The following is a 14,581-nucleotide window of genomic DNA, read 5'->3' as shown; positions in this document are numbered from 1 at the left end:
AGAGGACGTCAGATGCAGGGGTTGGTGCTGCAGCTGACGCGTGTCGGCTTCCTGCTGCTGCTGTGGTTGTTCATCTGGTCAGTGCTGCGCATCCTGCGCACCGACATCTATGCACCGACGGGTGCGGTGATGGTGCGCCGCGGCCTGGCGCTGCGGGGCTCGCTGCTGCCCAACCGGCAGCGCAACGTCGCCCGCCAACTCGTCGTCACCGAGGGCGCGCTGGCCGGCACCCGGATCACGCTCGGTTCCCAACCGGTGCTCATCGGGCGGGCTGATGACTCGACCCTCGTGCTCACCGACGACTACGCGTCCACCCGGCACGCCAGGCTGTCGCCACGAGGGTCGGAGTGGTACGTCGAAGACCTAGGATCGACCAACGGCACGTACCTTGACAGGGCGAAGGTGACGACTGCGGTAAGGGTTCCGATAGGCACGCCGGTTCGAATCGGCAAGACGGTGATCGAGCTGCGCCCGTGACCCTCGTTCTGCGATACGCCGCGCGCAGTGACCGCGGCCTGGTCCGCGCCAACAACGAGGATTCCGTCTACGCCGGTGCCCGGCTGCTGGCGCTGGCCGACGGCATGGGTGGCCACGCCGCGGGAGAAGTCGCCTCCCAACTGGTGATCGCCGCGTTGGCCCACCTCGACGACGACGAACCCGGCGGCGACCTGCTCAGCAAGCTCGACAACGCGGTGCGTGAAGGCAACTCGGCCATTGCCGCCCATGTGGAAGCCGACCCCGAGCTCGAGGGCATGGGCACCACCCTCACCGCGATCCTGTTCGCCGGCAACCGCCTGGGCCTGGTGCACATCGGCGACTCGCGTGGCTATCTGATGCGCGACGGTGAGCTCACTCAGATCACCAAGGACGACACGTTCGTCCAGACCCTCGTCGACGAAGGGCGCATCACCGCCGAGGAGGCGCACAGCCACCCCCAGCGCTCCCTGATCATGCGCGCGCTCACCGGACACGAGGTCGAGCCGACGCTGATCATGCGGGAGGCCCGCGCCGGCGACCGCTACCTGCTGTGCTCCGACGGGTTGTCGGATCCGGTCAGCCACGACACCATCGCCGAGGCGCTTCAGATACCCGACGTCGCCGAAAGCGCCGACCGGCTGATCGAGTTGGCGCTGCGCGGCGGCGGGCCCGACAACGTCACCGTGGTCGTCGCCGACGTCATAGATTACGACTACGGCCAGACGGCCCCGATCCTGGCCGGTGCGGTCAGCGGCGACGACGACCAGCCGCCTCCGAACACCGCAGCCGGCCGCGCGTCGGCGTTCAACCCGAAACGCAATGCGCCCAAACGTGTTGCGGCGCCGCCCGAAGAGCCCGTCAAGAAGCCACGGTCGAGGCGCCGAATTGTCATCGTGGCCACCTTGCTGGTGCTGGTGGTGCTGGCCGGTCTGGCGATCGGCCGCGAGATCGTGCGCAACAACTACTACGTGGCGGCTCACGAAGGCACCGTGTCGGTCATGCGCGGTGTCGACGGCTCGCTACTCGGATACTCGCTGCAGGAGCCGTATCTGCTCGGGTGCCTCAACGCCCGCAACGAACTGTCGCTGATCAGCGCGGGCCAGTCCGGCGAGAACCGCGGGTGTCAGCTGCTCAACGTGCAGGACATGCGCGAATCCGAACGCGCACAGGTGATCGCCGGTCTGCCCGGCGGTTCGCTCGACGAGGCGATCGCGCAGATCGAGGAGCTCGCCCGCAGTTCGGTGCTGCCAATCTGCCCGGCCCGGCCACCGACGACCGCCCGCCGCGCACCGCCGCCCTCGCCGTCGCCGTCGCCGTCGCCGTCGCCGTCGCCGTCAAGTTCGCCTTCGCCTTCGCCTTCGCCGTCACCGTCACCGTCAGGATCGGCCGCGACGAACGGCGTTCCGCGCTCCGGCACGTCCCCCGCGCCCGAGACGCCGACGACAGTGACACCGCCACCCCCTCCCCCGTCGCCGACCGTGACCGCGCTGCCTCCGCCGCCACCACAACCGGGAACGACCTGCCGGGCGGCATCATGACCACCCAGCCGCAGTCACCGGTGACGGTCACTCCGCCGCTGCCGAATCGGCGGAACGCCGAATTGCTGCTGCTGGCCTTCGCCGCGGCCATCACCACCGTCGCCCTGCTGATGGTGGAGGCCAACCAGGAGCAGGGCATCAGCTGGGACCTGGCGCAGTACACTGCCGGATACCTCGCGCTGTTCGCCGGGGCGCACCTGGCGGTGCGCCGCTATGCGCCCTACGCCGATCCGCTTTTGCTGCCGGTTGTCGCCCTGCTCAACGGGCTGGGACTGGTGATGATTCACCGCCTCGACCTGGCCCAGGGCGAGCTGACCGGCCGGGGCCTAGGCGGCACGGCGAACCAGCAGATGCTGTGGACGCTGGTCGGGGTCATCGGATTCGCCTGTGTCATCACGTTTCTCAGTGATCATCGGATGCTGGCGCGGTACGGGTACGTCTGCGGCCTGGCCGGTTTGATCCTGTTGGCGATCCCGGCGGTGCTGCCCGCGTCGATGTCGGAGCAGAACGGCGCCAAGATCTGGATTGAGTTGCCGGGCTTCTCGATTCAGCCAGCGGAGTTCTCCAAGATCCTGCTGCTGGTCTTCTTCGCCGCCGTGCTGGTCGACAAACGGGAGCTGTTCACCAGTGCGGGAAAACACTTCCTGGGGATGACACTGCCGCGGCCGCGCGACCTCGCCCCGCTGCTGGCGGCGTGGATCGCCTCGATCGGCGTCATGGTGTTCGAGAAGGACCTCGGCACCTCACTGCTGCTCTACACGTCGTTTTTGATCCTGCTCTACGTCGCCACCGACCGGGTCAGCTGGGTGGCGATCGGACTGAGCCTGTTCGCGGCGGGCTGCGTCGCGGCGTACTACCTCTTCGGCCACGTCCGTGTGCGGGTGCAGACCTGGCTCGACCCGTTCGCCGATCCCGAGGGCGCGGGCTACCAACTGGTGCAGTCGATGTTCAGCTTCGCGACCGGAGGCGTCTTCGGCACCGGTCTGGGTAACGGCCAGCCGGGGACGGTGCCGGCGGCGTCGACGGACTTCATCATCGCCGCGGTCGGTGAGGAACTCGGCCTGGTGGGGTTCTCTGCGGTGCTGATGCTCTACACGATCCTCGTCATCCGGGGACTGCGCACCGCGATCGCCGTGCGGGACAGCTTCGGCAAGCTGCTCGCTGCCGGTCTGGCGTCAACGCTGGCATTCCAGCTGTTCATCGTGGTGGGCGGCGTGACGCGGCTGATCCCGTTGACCGGGCTCACCACCCCGTGGATGTCCTACGGCGGTTCCTCGCTGGTGGCCAACTACCTGCTGCTGGCGATCCTGCTGCGGATCTCACACGCCGCGCGCAGGCCGATCAGCACCAAACCGGTGCCGCAGACACCGATCGCCGCCGCCAGCACCGAGGTGATCGGCAAGGTATGAACACCTCACTGCGGCGCATCTCGGTCACGATCATGGTCTTGATCGTGCTGTTGCTCGGCAACGCCACCGTCACCCAGGTTTTCACCGCCGACAGCCTGCGCAGCGACCCGCGCAACCAGCGCGTGCTGCTCGACGAGTACTCCCGCCAGCGCGGTCAGATCACCGCCGGCGGCCAGCTGCTGGCGTATTCGGTGTCCACCCCCGGGCGGTTCAGGTTCTTGCGGGTGTATCCGAATGCGCAGGCCTACGCACCGGTCACCGGCTTCTACTCCCTCACCTACTCGAGCACCGGCCTGGAACGGGCCGAGGACGCGATCCTCAACGGCTCCGACCAACGGCTCTTCGGCCGCCGGTTGGCCGACTTCTTCACCGGCCGCGATCCGCGCGGCGGCAACGTGGTCACCACTATCAACCCGCAGGTGCAGCAGGCCGCCTGGGATGCCATGGAGGCCGGCTGCAACGGGCCGTGTAAGGGGTCGGTGGTGGCGCTGGAGCCGTCGACGGGCAAGATCCTCGCGATGGTGTCCGCGCCGTCCTACGATCCGAACCTGCTGGCCGCCCACGACGTCGAACAACAGACCGCCGCGTGGCAGCAGCTGCGCGACAATCCGGACAACCCGCTGGTCAACCGGGCGATCTCGGAGACCTACCCGCCCGGGTCGACCTTCAAGGTGATCACCACCGCCGCCGCCCTGGAGAACGGCGCGACCCCGGACACCCAACTGACCGCGGCACCGCGCGTCCCACTGCCGAACAGTTCCGTGACCCTGGAGAACTTCGGCGGCTCGGCCTGCGGCAGCGGCCCCACCGTGCCGCTACGCGAAGCGTTCGCCCGGTCGTGCAACACCGCCTTCGTCGAGATGGGCATCGACACCGGTACGGAGGCCCTGAAGAAGACGGCGTCGGCTTTCGGGCTCGATATGCCGCCCGCGCCGATCCCGCTGCAGGTCGCCGAATCCACGGTCGGCCCGATCGGTGACGCCGCCGCACTGGGCATGTCCAGCATCGGGCAGCGCGACGTGGCGTTGACACCGCTGCAGAACGCGATGGTCGCTGCCACCGTCGCGAACGAAGGGGTGACCATGCGGCCCTACCTGGTCGACAGCCTGCGTGGACCCGACTTGGCAAACCTTACGACGACCGAACCGGTCGACGAGCGCCGGGCGGTGACACCCGAGGTCGCGGCTACACTGACTGCCCTGATGGTCGGCGCTGAGCAGCAGACGCAGCAGAAAGGAGCCATCGCCGGCGTGCAGATCGCGTCGAAGACGGGCACTGCCGAGCACGGGACTGACCCGGGCAACACTCCGCCCCATGCCTGGTACATCGCCTTCGCACCGGCGCAGGCGCCCAAGGTCGCCATCGCCGTGCTCGTCGAGAACGGCGGCAACCGGCTCTCGGCCACCGGCGGACAGGTCGCCGCACCGATCGGCCGGGCCACCATCGCCGCGGCACTGCGGGAGGGATCGTGAGTTCGCGGGGCGCCGGGTTCGGAGCCGAGCAATGAGTCCGCGCGTCGGTGTCACCCTCTCCGGCCGCTACCGGCTCCAGCGGCTCATCGCCACCGGTGGTATGGGCCAGGTGTGGGAAGCCGTGGACAGCCGCCTGGGCCGGCGTGTCGCCATCAAGGTCCTCAAGGCCGAGTACTCCACCGACCCGGAGTTCGTCGAACGGTTCCGCGCCGAGGCGCGCACCGTCGCGATGCTCAACCACCCCGGTATCGCCAGCGTGTACGACTACGGCGAGACCGACATGGACGGCGAGGGCCGCACCGCGTACCTGGTGATGGAACTGGTCAACGGTGAACCGTTGAACTCGGTGCTCAAACGCACCGGCCGGCTCTCCCTGCGGCACGCCCTCGACATGCTCGAGCAGACCGGGCGCGCCTTGCAGGTCGCACACACCGCCGGCCTGGTGCACCGCGACGTCAAGCCCGGCAACATCCTCATCACCCCGACCGGTCAGGTGAAACTCACCGACTTCGGTATCGCCAAGGCCGTCGACGCGGCCCCGGTCACCCAGACCGGCATGGTGATGGGCACGGCGCAGTACATCGCGCCCGAACAGGCCCTGGGTCATGACGCGACCGCAGCCAGCGACGTGTACGCGCTCGGCGTCGTCGGCTACGAATCCCTCTCCGGCAGGCGGCCTTTCACCGGTGACGGTGCACTGACCGTGGCGATGAAGCACATCAAGGAGACCCCCCCGCCGCTGCCCGCGGACCTGCCGCCGAATGTGCGCGAGCTGATCGAGATCACACTGGTGAAGAACCCTGGTATGCGGTACCGGTCCGGCGGTCCGTTCGCCGATGCGGTGGCAGCCGTGCGGTCCGGCCGCCGTCCGCCGCGACCGAACCAGGCGCCGAGCATCGGACGCGCCACCCCTGCTGCGGTCCCCTCCGCAGCGCAGGCCCGCGCGGCCGCCCACCTCACCGGCCGGGCACCGGCCACCGCGGCCCGAGGGCGTCCGGCGGGCACGATCCACCGGCCGCCGCCACCACGTCGCACGTTCTCCCCGGGTCAGCGGGCCCTGCTCTGGGCCGCCGGTGTGTTGGGCGCGCTCGCGATCGTCATCGCGGTCCTGATCGTGCTCAACGCCCAGGACCGCAAGGAAAGCGAACTGCCGCCGCAGACCGTGACGAACACCATCGTCGAGACCACGCCGTACCAGTCGCCCGCCGCAATGCCCAAGTGGACGCCCGATTGGACCTCTTCTGCGGTCATCGGTCATGGTGGAGACATATTCGGGGCAGTCCGCCCCGACGCGGTTGTTGTATCCGCGCACCTACGGGCGCTGCCCGCCCCAGCACAGACATGGCTTCGAACACAGACATGACCACCCCACAGCACCTGTCAGACCGCTACGAACTGGGCGAGATCCTCGGCTTCGGCGGGATGTCGGAAGTCCACCTCGCCCGCGACACGCGCCTGCACCGCGACGTCGCTATCAAGGTGCTGCGCGCCGACCTGGCCCGCGACCCAAGTTTCTATCTGCGGTTCCGGCGGGAGGCGCAAAATGCCGCCGCGCTGAACCACCCTGCGATCGTGGCCGTCTACGACACCGGGGAAGCCGAGACGCCGACCGGGCCGCTGCCGTACATCGTGATGGAGTACGTCGACGGTGTCACGCTGCGCGACATCGTGCAGTCCGATGGCCCGATGCCGCCCAAGCGGGCGTTGGAGGTCATCGCCGACGCCTGCCAGGCACTGAACTTCAGCCATCAGCACGGCACGATCCACCGCGACGTCAAACCGGCCAACATCATGATCAGCAAGACCGGCGCGGTGAAGGTGATGGACTTCGGCATCGCCAAGGCGCTCGCCGACTCGAGCAGCGTGACCCAGACCGCGGCTGTGATCGGCACCGCACAGTACCTGTCGCCCGAGCAGGCCCGCGGTGAGAAGGTCGACGCCCGCTCCGACGTCTATTCGCTGGGCTGCGTGCTCTACGAGCTGCTCACCGGTGAGCCGCCCTTCGTCGGCGACTCACCCGTCGCGGTGGCCTACCAGCACGTGCGGGAGGACCCGGTCCCGCCGTCACACAAGCATGCGGACATCACGCCGGATCTGGACGCCGTCGTGCTCAAGGCGCTGGCGAAGAACCCTGACAACCGTTATCAGACGGCCGCGGAGCTGCGTGCCGACCTGGTCCGGGTGCACAGTGGCGAACCGCCCGAGGCGCCGAAGGTGTTCACCGACGCCGAACGGACCTCGATGCTGGCCGCCGCACCGCATCCGGACCGCACCGCACCGATTGCGCACATGCCGCGACCCGAACCGCGCCTGGTCGAGCGCAATCGCGGCGGATCGATCGGCCGCTGGGTCGTCGCCGTCGCCGTCCTGGCCGTGCTGACCGTGGTGGTCGCGGTGGCGATCAACACCTACGGCGGGAGCACCCGCGCGGTGCAGGTCCCCGACGTGCGCGGTGAGGTCTCCGCCGAGGCGATCGCCCAGCTGCAGAACGCCGGGTTCACGGTACGCACTCAGAACGAACCGAACTCCGAGGTCCCCCCCGACCACGTGATCGGCACGTCGCCCGCGGCCAACACCGAGGCCGACGCGGGGGATGAGATCACCATCAACGTCTCCACCGGTCCCGAGCAGCGCGAGGTGCCCGACGTCAGGTCGCTGACCTACGCCGAGGCGGTCCGCACACTCACCGATGCCGGGTTCGGGCGGTTCCGCCAGCAGGCCTCGCCGTCGACCCCGGAACTCAAGGATCGGGTGCTGGCCACCAATCCGCAGGCCAACCAGACATCGGCGATCACCAACGAGATCACGATCATCATCGGTTCGGGTCCCGAAAGCCGCGCTGTTCCCGACGTCGTCGGTCAGACGGTGGAGACGGCGCAGCAGATCCTCACCGCGTCGGGCTTCCGCAACTCGGTGCCCGCCGACGTCGACAGCACCGAACCGGCGGGCCAGGTCATCGGCACCAGCCCGACGGCCGGCGAGAGCGTCCCCGTGGACACCCCGGTGCAGCTGCAGGTGTCGCGCGGGAACCAGTTCGTGATGCCCGATCTCACCGGCCAGTTCTGGACCGACGCCGAACCGCGGCTACGGGCGCTCGGTTGGACAGGCGTGCTCGACAAGGGCGGCGACGTGCCGAACAGCGGTCAGCGCACCAACGCGGTGGTCCGGCAGAACCCACCCCCGGGTTCCGCCGTGAACTTCGACAGCAGGATCACACTGAACTTCGCGTCGTAGCGGCGGCGCGGCCGACGTGGATGGCGGTGGCGACCTCGTCCTCGAGGCGACGGACCAACGCCTCGTCCGGGGCGCTGCCGCAGTAGCCGAGCCAGTTTGCCAACATCCGGTGGCCGCCCTCGGTGAGGATCGACTCGGGGTGGAACTGCACACCGTGGATCGGCAGTTCGGTGTGGCGCACACCCATGACGACGCCGCCGGACGTGCGCGCGGTGACCTCCAACTCGTCGGGCATCGTGTCGGGCAGGATGGTCAATGAGTGGTACCGGGTGGCGGTGAATGGGTCCGCAAGCCCCTGCAGCACACCGCTGTTCGTGTGATGCACGACGCTGGTCTTCCCGTGCAGCAACTCCGGGGCGCGGTCGACGGTGCCGCCGAATGCCACGCCGATCGCCTGGTGGCCCAGACAGACACCCAGCAGGGGAGTGCCGGCGTCCGCGCAGGCGTGCACCAGCGGAATCGAGGCGCCGGCGCGCTCGGGCGTGCCCGGACCGGGGCTGAGCAGCACACCGTCGAAGTCCTCTGCGGCTTTGGCGATGCCGGCGTCGGTGGACAGCCGGCTGTCGTCGTTGCGCCAGACCGTCACGTCCACCCCGAGCTGTCCGAGGTACTGGACGAGGTTGAACACGAAGCTGTCGTAATTGTCGACGACGAGGACAGGCATTCGGCCAGGTTACATGCGGTAATCAGTACCCGACGGGCCCGATCGGCTGGGCGAACTTCATCCGTACCGGTTCGGTGTGCCCGACGAGCGCCACTTCGGCGCGTGGTTCCTCGGTGTAGCCGAGGCCGAACCGCACCACGTACTGCTTGTACAGCGACACCAGCGACGACGCCGACAGCGCGGCCTGCATGGCGCCGGCGTCGCCGATCGCGGTGATGACATAGGGCGGGCTGTACGTGCGGCCGTTGAGCAGCAGGGTATTGCCGACGCAGCGCGGCGCGGACGTGGCGATGATCCGCTGGTCCTGCATCTGCACGCCTTCCGCCCCCGCACTCCACAGCGCATTGAGCACCGCCTGGATGTCCTGCTGGTGAACCACCAGGTCGTCGGGGGAGGCGTCCCTGGGGAACCGCCCTTCGGCGTCGCGCTGGGCGTCGTTGAGGGTGACGACCAGACCGGGCCCCTTCACCGGGTTCAGTCCCGCATCGGTGGCCAGGGCCGTCGACCGGTTGGTGATAGCAGTCAGCGCCGCCTCCGCCCCCGGGCTCCCGCCGTGGTGCCCGTCGACCTCCGCCGACAACGCGTCTCGTTCGGCGACGAGGCGGTCGACGGACTGCTGCGCCTCCCGCACCAGGTCGACGAGCCGAGGAGCGTCGCTGCGGCGGATCTCGTCCCCGCCGGACACCCCGTGTGTGGCGGCCAACAACAGACCGGCGGCCAGACACACCAGCGGCACCCCGAACCGCCACCTGGACAGGCGCCCGGTCCCGGCACGCGCGGGGGCCACGGGAGCCGCCGGCTCCGTGGGCGGCTTCTCCGGGTCCGGTCCTACGTTAGGCTCAGGAGGCATCTGCACCATCGTCGCATCTGGGAGCCGGTCAGCGCACCGGTGGAACTGCGACGCCGACAGCCACGAAGGTGACCATGCCCAAGTCGAAGGTCCGTAAGAAGAACGACTTCACCATCAACCCGGTGAGCCGGACTCCGGTGAAGGTGAAGGCCGGTCCCTCCAGCGTGTGGTTCGTCGCACTGTTCGTCGGCCTGATGCTCTTCGGGCTCATCTGGCTGCTCGTCTTCCAGCTGGCGGCGACCAATCCGGTCGACGCGCCGGACATGCTGCAGTGGATGGCCGACCTCGGCCCGTGGAACTACGCGATCGCGTTTGCCTTCATGATCACCGGTCTATTGCTCACGATGCGGTGGCGCTGACTCGCGGCTCGGCGGTTGAGAGAACGGCGAAATGAGTTCGACGTCCGCCCGGTCGGCTGCCAACACGGCAACGACGGGCCCGTGCAATCACATCCGTGTAGTTCATCCCCATTGGGGATAGCACCTGTGGATGACCTCATCGGCAATGGTAAAAGGTGTGCACAACCCATGCAGCAAACTGAGTGGAGCCCGCCCGCGGCTGGAATCGCAGCTTGCGGATTCGTCGGTGCACTGATGGCTACCGCAGCTGTGACTGCTGTCACAGATCCGCCGGGCCGAATTCTGACCGGCATCGCCGCAGTGGGGTTGATCACGTTTGCAATCATGTCGTGGCGTGCACGGCCGAAACTGGCAATCACCCCTGAAGGAGTGGCAGTCCGCGGCTGGTGGCGCACCCGGGTGCTGGGGCGCGCCGACATCACGCTCGTGCGGATCACCGAGTTTCGGCGCCTGGCCCGCAAAATGCGGCTCCTGGAGATCGATACAGCCGATGATCGGCTGCACGTGTTCACGCGGTGGGATTTGGGAACCGACCCACTCGACGTGCTCGACGCCCTCACCGCGGCCGGCTATACCGGCACGCAGTGACACCTTGGGTCGGTCAGCTGATGGTGACCGATTCGATGACCACCGGCTCGGTCGGCCGGTCGTTGCGGTCGGTGGCAGTCGTGGCGATCGCGTCGACCACCTTCTGCGACTGGGCGTCGACGACCTCACCGAAGATGGTGTGGCGCCGGTTGAGGTGCGGTGTCTTGCCCACCGTGATGAAGAACTGTGAACCGTTCGTGCCGGGACCGGCGTTGGCCATCGCCAGCAGGTAGGGCCTGTCGAACTGCAGCTCGGGGTGGAACTCGTCGGCGAACTGGTAACCCGGCCCACCGCGCCCGGTTCCGGTCGGGTCGCCGCCCTGGATCATGAAGCCGTCGATGACCCGGTGGAACACTGCGCCGTCGTAGAACGGACCCGAGGTGCTGCCGGAGGCGTTCTCGCCCGTGTAATCCTTCGTGCCCTGCGCCAGGCCGACGAAGTTCGACACCGTCTTGGGTGCATGGTTTCCGAAGAGGGCGATCTTGATGTCGCCACGATTGGTGTGCAGGGTCGCCGTTGCGGTCTGAATAGGGCTTGTCACGGGATGCCAGTGTGCCATTCCGCCGGTTGGGCACCGACACCCCACCCGGTGATGGCAGGCTGTAGCCACTGTCATCCACCCCGGTCGACGTGCCGAGAAAGAGGTAACGCATGAGCCTGACGCCCCTGACTTCCCGGCAGCGGTTGGCGCGCGGTCTGAAATACACCGCAGTCGGTCCGGTCGACGTGACGCTCGGCGTTCTCGGGGTAGGCGCGGACTCCACCAAGGCGACGGCAGCGGAGTTGCGGCGGCGCTACCGCAGTGGGCAGCTGCGGCGGGAACTCGCCGCCGCCCAACAGAACCTCGTGCAGGAACTCGCTGCCGCGCAGGAAGCTGTCAGCAGTTTTCCCGAAACCCTCACGGGCGTGCACGCCCGGAATCGAGGGCGCAAGCTGCTGGCTTTCGGCGTCGGAGCCGGCGTGCTCGCCGTGGGTGCGGTGACGTTCTCGATCCTGCGCCGCTCCATGAAACCTGAGCCGTCGCCGCTGCCGCCGAGCGTCGAGGTGACGCCCAAACCCTGAACGGGACAGCCGTTTCGAACGGTTCACTGCGGGGCCACTCGAGACGGGTGCTTGCCACACTCCGGTGCGGTAACCTGCAAGCAGTCGGATCAAAACAGCGGCCACGACATGGGTCCACGTCTCGCGCTGCTCTCACGATCCAGTGAACCCGCTACAACGCTGCGCCTCATCGAACCCGGTGCCTCAACCGCGAAGGGTTTCACCCGTGCCGCATTCCTATAACCCCGCCGAATACACCGGCCCTGCGACGCGCGTGTTATCGAACTCTTCGAACGGGTGCGGATCACCTGGGCCCGGTCGATAGAACTGCGGCAGGACGCCCGGTCCGTGCGAATGCAAGTACAAGCAGCTCGCGCGGTGCTCCGGAACGCCCCTGGTTCCCTGGAGGAGGCGTTTCGTCGGGCCCCGGGTTACGTCACTGTGACTCAGTAGATATAGCTGTAACTGTGGGCAGATTGTGGTCACGGTGTGGTCGGATGGCCCGCATGCTCATCGCGTACATCGATGAATCGGGGAATACGGGCGATCCGGGCAACGGCGGGTCGATGACGTTCACGCTCGGTTGCGTGCTGGTCGACGCCGACGCATGGCCGGAGACTTTCGACGGTCTGCTGCAGTTCCGACGCCGTATACGCGACAAGTTCGGTGTGCACATGCGCGCCGAGGTCAAGGCGAACTATCTGCTGCGCAACGGCGGTGCCCTCAGGCGTTACCGCCTCGGCCACCGAGCCCGTCACACGATCTATCGGGCGGCACATGCGAGTGCTCGCGGATCTCGGCGTCCGCGCGTTCGCGATCGTGGTGGACAAGCGGGCGAACTACACGACGCCCACAGCATGTTTCGATCTCGCATGGGAAGGCTTGCTGCAGCGCCTCGAGAGGACCAGCAAATATGAGCGCACGCGGTTCATGGTGGTGCACGACGAAGGGGAGAACGACGCGGTCCGTCGATGGGTCCGTCGTGCGCGCCGGCACCTCACTGCAGGCAGTGCTTACGGCCGCGGGACCATCGTTGCGCCGGCGACGCTTCTGATCGACGATCCGGTGCCGAGGCAGTCGACGCAGTCCTACTTCATCCAGGTTGCTGATCTACTGGCGTACGCGGCGTTCCGCAGCGTTGTGCCGCCAGGGCGCAACATCGAGACCATCTGCCCACAGGGCATGTGGGGCGAAGTGGGAGACGCCACGCATCGTAGAGTCGCCGCACTGAAGCCGCGCGCGGCTGCGGGCATCGTCCTTAGGACCATGTGACCGATGGCGGAGGTACCCAAAGTTAGAGGCCCCGTCCCGCTGTACGCAGGAGACGGGGCTGAAAGTGCCGAGCCGGGCCATTCGGGCCCGGTTCAGCCCTTACCTGCAGACTACCCACCGTTGTAAGAAAAGTAAAACACCTCGCATAATAGCGCAATGGCCGCACTCGACGGGCCCCACCGGGTCAGCAGCAAGTTGCAGGTCCGGCTGCCTTCTCGGCTGGCGAAACAGCTGCATATCGATGACGGTGACTATTTCTACTGGCGAGTGTCTGACGACGACCCCGGCATCCTCCAGCTGATCCCGACCGAGGTTGTCGAGCGGCGGTACAGCGCAGGAGAGCGGTTGGAAGCGGCAGAGCGTGATGTGGGCCAAGAACTCAGTACAGATGACCGAACATCGCCGGGATGAGAATCTGAGAGCCAGGCAACTGCCAACTGGACCGGCATGCCGCCTTCAGGACGACCTCCGCGGCCCTTTCCTACGGGCGCTCCAGAACCCGCATCACGGGGTCACAGATGAACCGTTTCGCGCCGTACGCGTGCCTGCCGCGCATCTCTCTCAGCACTCCCAACTCGACCAGCGTGTGGATGGCGTTCTTCGCCGGCGGATACGTCACGTTGTGCAGTTCAGCTACCTGCGGAATCGTAATGATGGGGTAACCCAGAAGACTGTCGGCAACCGCATTCACAATTCCGCGCGCTTTCGCGTCGTTCAACTTATGGCGAAGATCGGACTGAAAGGCGAGCAGCTCCTCGATCCGCGCCACGCCATCCTCCGCCTGGTGATGTACCGCGTCGCAGAAGAACTCGACCCAAGAGTCGTAATCCCCTGTCGCACTGATGCCAAGCAGTAGGTCCTTGTACTGGTCTTTCCTATCTTCCAGCCACGGCGACAGGTTCAACAGCGGATAAGTCAAGGCGCCTTCGGTGACTAGCTGCAGTGTCACGATAAGACGACCTAGTCGCCCGTTCCCGTCGGAAAATGGATGGAGTGTTTCGAATTGGTAGTGAGCAAGCGCGATTTTGACGAGCAGCGGATAGTCGTCTTCCGCGTGAATCCACTTCTCCCAGTCCGACATGCCCTCTACGAGCAGGTCGCCATGTGGCGGCGGGACGAATCGCGACGCCTCGATGCCCTTCGATCGTTCACCGATGTAGACGTTCGACTCTCTCAAGCGCCCTTTGTCCCAGCTATCTCCTCGAGTCCCGTCGACGAGCGTCGCTTGCAGGGGCGCGATGACATTAAGGCAAATCGGCTTCTTCTGGATTAACCGGAGTGCCTGTTCCGCAGCGCGTACGTAGTTGAGAACCTCGCGAACCTCTGCTCGTCGGTTCGCCTCGTCAACGTAATCGGCTTCGAGGACTTCTTCCAGGGTGGCGTGGGTGCCCTCCAGTGCCGACGTGCTTTGCGCTTCTCGCCGGAGTGCAGGGCGGACGAGTAAGCCAGGATCAGGTAGGCGCTTGACGGCGAAGTCGAGACGCCCAACCGACATGCTTGCCTTGTCGGCGAGCTTGTGCGTTCGCAGCGTTAGATCGATGCTGGGCGGCAGTGCGGTCGGAACGAAGGCGAAGTGCTTGTAGTCGCGATCCAGGTATGCGTCATGTCCGGAGATGGGCACCAGTCGGCCGACGGGTGACGCCTTGAAGACCTCTAGCTGCACGAATATACCTTTCG

Annotated in this window: 16 protein-coding genes; 11 read left to right on the top strand and 5 right to left on the bottom strand. The window is 67.0% G+C overall.

All coding sequences use genetic code 11. The features are described from left to right. The first annotated feature begins 12 nt into the window (after window positions 1-12). Genes G6N07_RS19115 through pknB form a run of 6 tightly spaced genes read left to right on the top strand, consistent with a single transcriptional unit; the run spans window position 13 to window position 8,130 of the window. Window positions 13-477 (top strand): FHA domain-containing protein FhaB/FipA, encoded by a 465-nt coding sequence (locus G6N07_RS19115; RefSeq protein ID WP_085192532.1) that lies wholly within the window; start codon window positions 13-15, stop codon window positions 475-477. Continuing rightward, the gene (locus G6N07_RS19110; RefSeq protein ID WP_085192531.1) at window positions 474-2,015 is read left to right on the top strand and encodes a PP2C family protein-serine/threonine phosphatase; all 1,542 of its coding nucleotides are present in this window, start codon (window positions 474-476) and stop codon (window positions 2,013-2,015) included. Before G6N07_RS19115 ends, G6N07_RS19110 begins: the two co-directional genes overlap by 4 nt. Then, the gene (locus G6N07_RS19105; RefSeq protein ID WP_085192530.1) at window positions 2,012-3,424 is read left to right on the top strand and encodes a peptidoglycan glycosyltransferase RodA; all 1,413 of its coding nucleotides are present in this window, start codon (window positions 2,012-2,014) and stop codon (window positions 3,422-3,424) included. The genes G6N07_RS19110 and G6N07_RS19105 overlap by 4 nt, the downstream gene beginning before the upstream one ends. Continuing rightward, on the top strand, window positions 3,421-4,896 hold the full coding sequence (pbpA, locus tag G6N07_RS19100; RefSeq protein WP_085192529.1) for a D,D-transpeptidase PbpA: 1,476 nt from the start codon (window positions 3,421-3,423) through the stop codon (window positions 4,894-4,896). Before G6N07_RS19105 ends, pbpA begins: the two co-directional genes overlap by 4 nt. A gap of 31 nt (window positions 4,897-4,927) precedes the next feature. Further along, window positions 4,928-6,259, top strand: a complete 1,332-nt coding sequence (locus G6N07_RS19095; protein ID WP_085192528.1) for a protein kinase domain-containing protein — start codon at window positions 4,928-4,930, stop codon at window positions 6,257-6,259. After that, window positions 6,256-8,130, top strand: coding sequence for a Stk1 family PASTA domain-containing Ser/Thr kinase (gene pknB, locus G6N07_RS19090; RefSeq protein ID WP_085192527.1), 1,875 nt, complete (start codon window positions 6,256-6,258; stop codon window positions 8,128-8,130). The genes G6N07_RS19095 and pknB overlap by 4 nt, the downstream gene beginning before the upstream one ends. On the opposite strand, the gene G6N07_RS19085 is transcribed toward pknB, so the two are convergent. Continuing rightward, window positions 8,108-8,794 (bottom strand): aminodeoxychorismate/anthranilate synthase component II, encoded by a 687-nt coding sequence (locus G6N07_RS19085; protein ID WP_085192526.1) that lies wholly within the window; start codon window positions 8,792-8,794, stop codon window positions 8,108-8,110. The two genes, pknB and G6N07_RS19085, sit on opposite strands and share 23 nt — an antisense overlap. 22 nt (window positions 8,795-8,816) lie before the next feature. Then, window positions 8,817-9,653, bottom strand: a complete 837-nt coding sequence (locus tag G6N07_RS19080; RefSeq protein ID WP_085192525.1) for a DUF881 domain-containing protein — start codon at window positions 9,651-9,653, stop codon at window positions 8,817-8,819. Window positions 9,654-9,718: 65 nt separating this feature from the next. Between G6N07_RS19080 and crgA the strand changes: the two genes are divergently transcribed. Next, entirely contained in the window at window positions 9,719-10,003 is a 285-nt protein-coding gene (gene crgA / locus G6N07_RS19075; RefSeq protein WP_085192550.1) for a cell division protein CrgA, read from the top strand. Window positions 10,004-10,171: 168 nt separating this feature from the next. Continuing rightward, window positions 10,172-10,591: a PH domain-containing protein gene (locus G6N07_RS19070; RefSeq protein WP_085192524.1), complete on the top strand. Its 420-nt coding sequence runs from the start codon at window positions 10,172-10,174 to the stop codon at window positions 10,589-10,591. Between the two features lie 13 nt (window positions 10,592-10,604). On the opposite strand, the gene G6N07_RS19065 is transcribed toward G6N07_RS19070, so the two are convergent. Beyond that, window positions 10,605-11,150, bottom strand: coding sequence for a peptidylprolyl isomerase (locus tag G6N07_RS19065; protein WP_167665791.1), 546 nt, complete (start codon window positions 11,148-11,150; stop codon window positions 10,605-10,607). A 92-nt stretch (window positions 11,151-11,242) separates the two neighbouring features. Here G6N07_RS19065 and cwsA point away from each other — a divergent pair, with 92 nt between their 5' ends. Further along, window positions 11,243-11,653, top strand: a complete 411-nt coding sequence (gene cwsA, locus G6N07_RS19060) for a cell wall synthesis protein CwsA (protein ID WP_085192523.1) — start codon at window positions 11,243-11,245, stop codon at window positions 11,651-11,653. Window positions 11,654-12,114: 461 nt separating this feature from the next. On the opposite strand, the gene G6N07_RS20620 is transcribed toward cwsA, so the two are convergent. Then, window positions 12,115-12,378 carry a hypothetical protein gene (locus G6N07_RS20620; RefSeq protein WP_244949086.1) on the bottom strand — a complete coding sequence of 88 codons (264 nt, stop codon included), beginning with the start codon at window positions 12,376-12,378 and terminating at the stop codon, window positions 12,115-12,117. A gap of 31 nt (window positions 12,379-12,409) precedes the next feature. Between G6N07_RS20620 and G6N07_RS20615 the strand changes: the two genes are divergently transcribed. Beyond that, complete coding sequence (locus G6N07_RS20615; RefSeq protein ID WP_244949085.1) at window positions 12,410-12,904, top strand: DUF3800 domain-containing protein; 495 nt, start codon at window positions 12,410-12,412, stop codon at window positions 12,902-12,904. Window positions 12,905-13,060: 156 nt separating this feature from the next. Continuing rightward, window positions 13,061-13,315: an AbrB/MazE/SpoVT family DNA-binding domain-containing protein gene (locus tag G6N07_RS19050; protein WP_085192522.1), complete on the top strand. Its 255-nt coding sequence runs from the start codon at window positions 13,061-13,063 to the stop codon at window positions 13,313-13,315. Window positions 13,316-13,385: 70 nt separating this feature from the next. Here G6N07_RS19050 and G6N07_RS19045 read toward each other — a convergent pair whose 3' ends face one another. Then, a complete protein-coding gene (locus G6N07_RS19045) occupies window positions 13,386-14,567 on the bottom strand; it encodes a Fic family protein (protein WP_085192521.1) in 1,182 nt (393 codons plus the stop codon). Window positions 14,568-14,581: the final 14 nt, after the last annotated feature.

Origin of the sequence: Mycolicibacterium doricum (genome assembly GCF_010728155.1) — a bacterium.
GTDB classification, from domain to species: Bacteria; Actinomycetota; Actinomycetes; order Mycobacteriales; family Mycobacteriaceae; genus Mycobacterium; species Mycobacterium doricum.
This window is presented reverse-complemented; position numbering and strand designations above follow the sequence as displayed.

Bases quoted from the DNA above. Each gene is read 5' to 3' on its own strand.
- G6N07_RS19050 (WP_085192522.1), top strand. From the start codon at position 13,061: ATGGCCGCACTCGACGGGCCCCACCGGGTCAGCAGCAAGTTGCAGGTC.
- G6N07_RS19085 (WP_085192526.1), bottom strand. From the start codon at position 8,794: ATGCCTGTCCTCGTCGTCGACAATTACGACAGCTTCGTGTTCAACCTC.
- G6N07_RS19105 (WP_085192530.1), top strand. From the start codon at position 2,012: ATGACCACCCAGCCGCAGTCACCGGTGACGGTCACTCCGCCGCTGCCG.
- G6N07_RS19080 (WP_085192525.1), bottom strand. From the start codon at position 9,653: ATGGTGCAGATGCCTCCTGAGCCTAACGTAGGACCGGACCCGGAGAAG.
- G6N07_RS19070 (WP_085192524.1), top strand. From the start codon at position 10,172: ATGCAGCAAACTGAGTGGAGCCCGCCCGCGGCTGGAATCGCAGCTTGC.
- pknB (WP_085192527.1), top strand. From the start codon at position 6,256: ATGACCACCCCACAGCACCTGTCAGACCGCTACGAACTGGGCGAGATC.
- pbpA (WP_085192529.1), top strand. From the start codon at position 3,421: ATGAACACCTCACTGCGGCGCATCTCGGTCACGATCATGGTCTTGATC.
- cwsA (WP_085192523.1), top strand. From the start codon at position 11,243: ATGAGCCTGACGCCCCTGACTTCCCGGCAGCGGTTGGCGCGCGGTCTG.
- G6N07_RS20615 (WP_244949085.1), top strand. From the start codon at position 12,410: ATGCGAGTGCTCGCGGATCTCGGCGTCCGCGCGTTCGCGATCGTGGTG.
- G6N07_RS19095 (WP_085192528.1), top strand. From the start codon at position 4,928: ATGAGTCCGCGCGTCGGTGTCACCCTCTCCGGCCGCTACCGGCTCCAG.
- G6N07_RS19065 (WP_167665791.1), bottom strand. From the start codon at position 11,150: ATGGCACACTGGCATCCCGTGACAAGCCCTATTCAGACCGCAACGGCG.
- crgA (WP_085192550.1), top strand. From the start codon at position 9,719: ATGCCCAAGTCGAAGGTCCGTAAGAAGAACGACTTCACCATCAACCCG.
- G6N07_RS19115 (WP_085192532.1), top strand. From the start codon at position 13: ATGCAGGGGTTGGTGCTGCAGCTGACGCGTGTCGGCTTCCTGCTGCTG.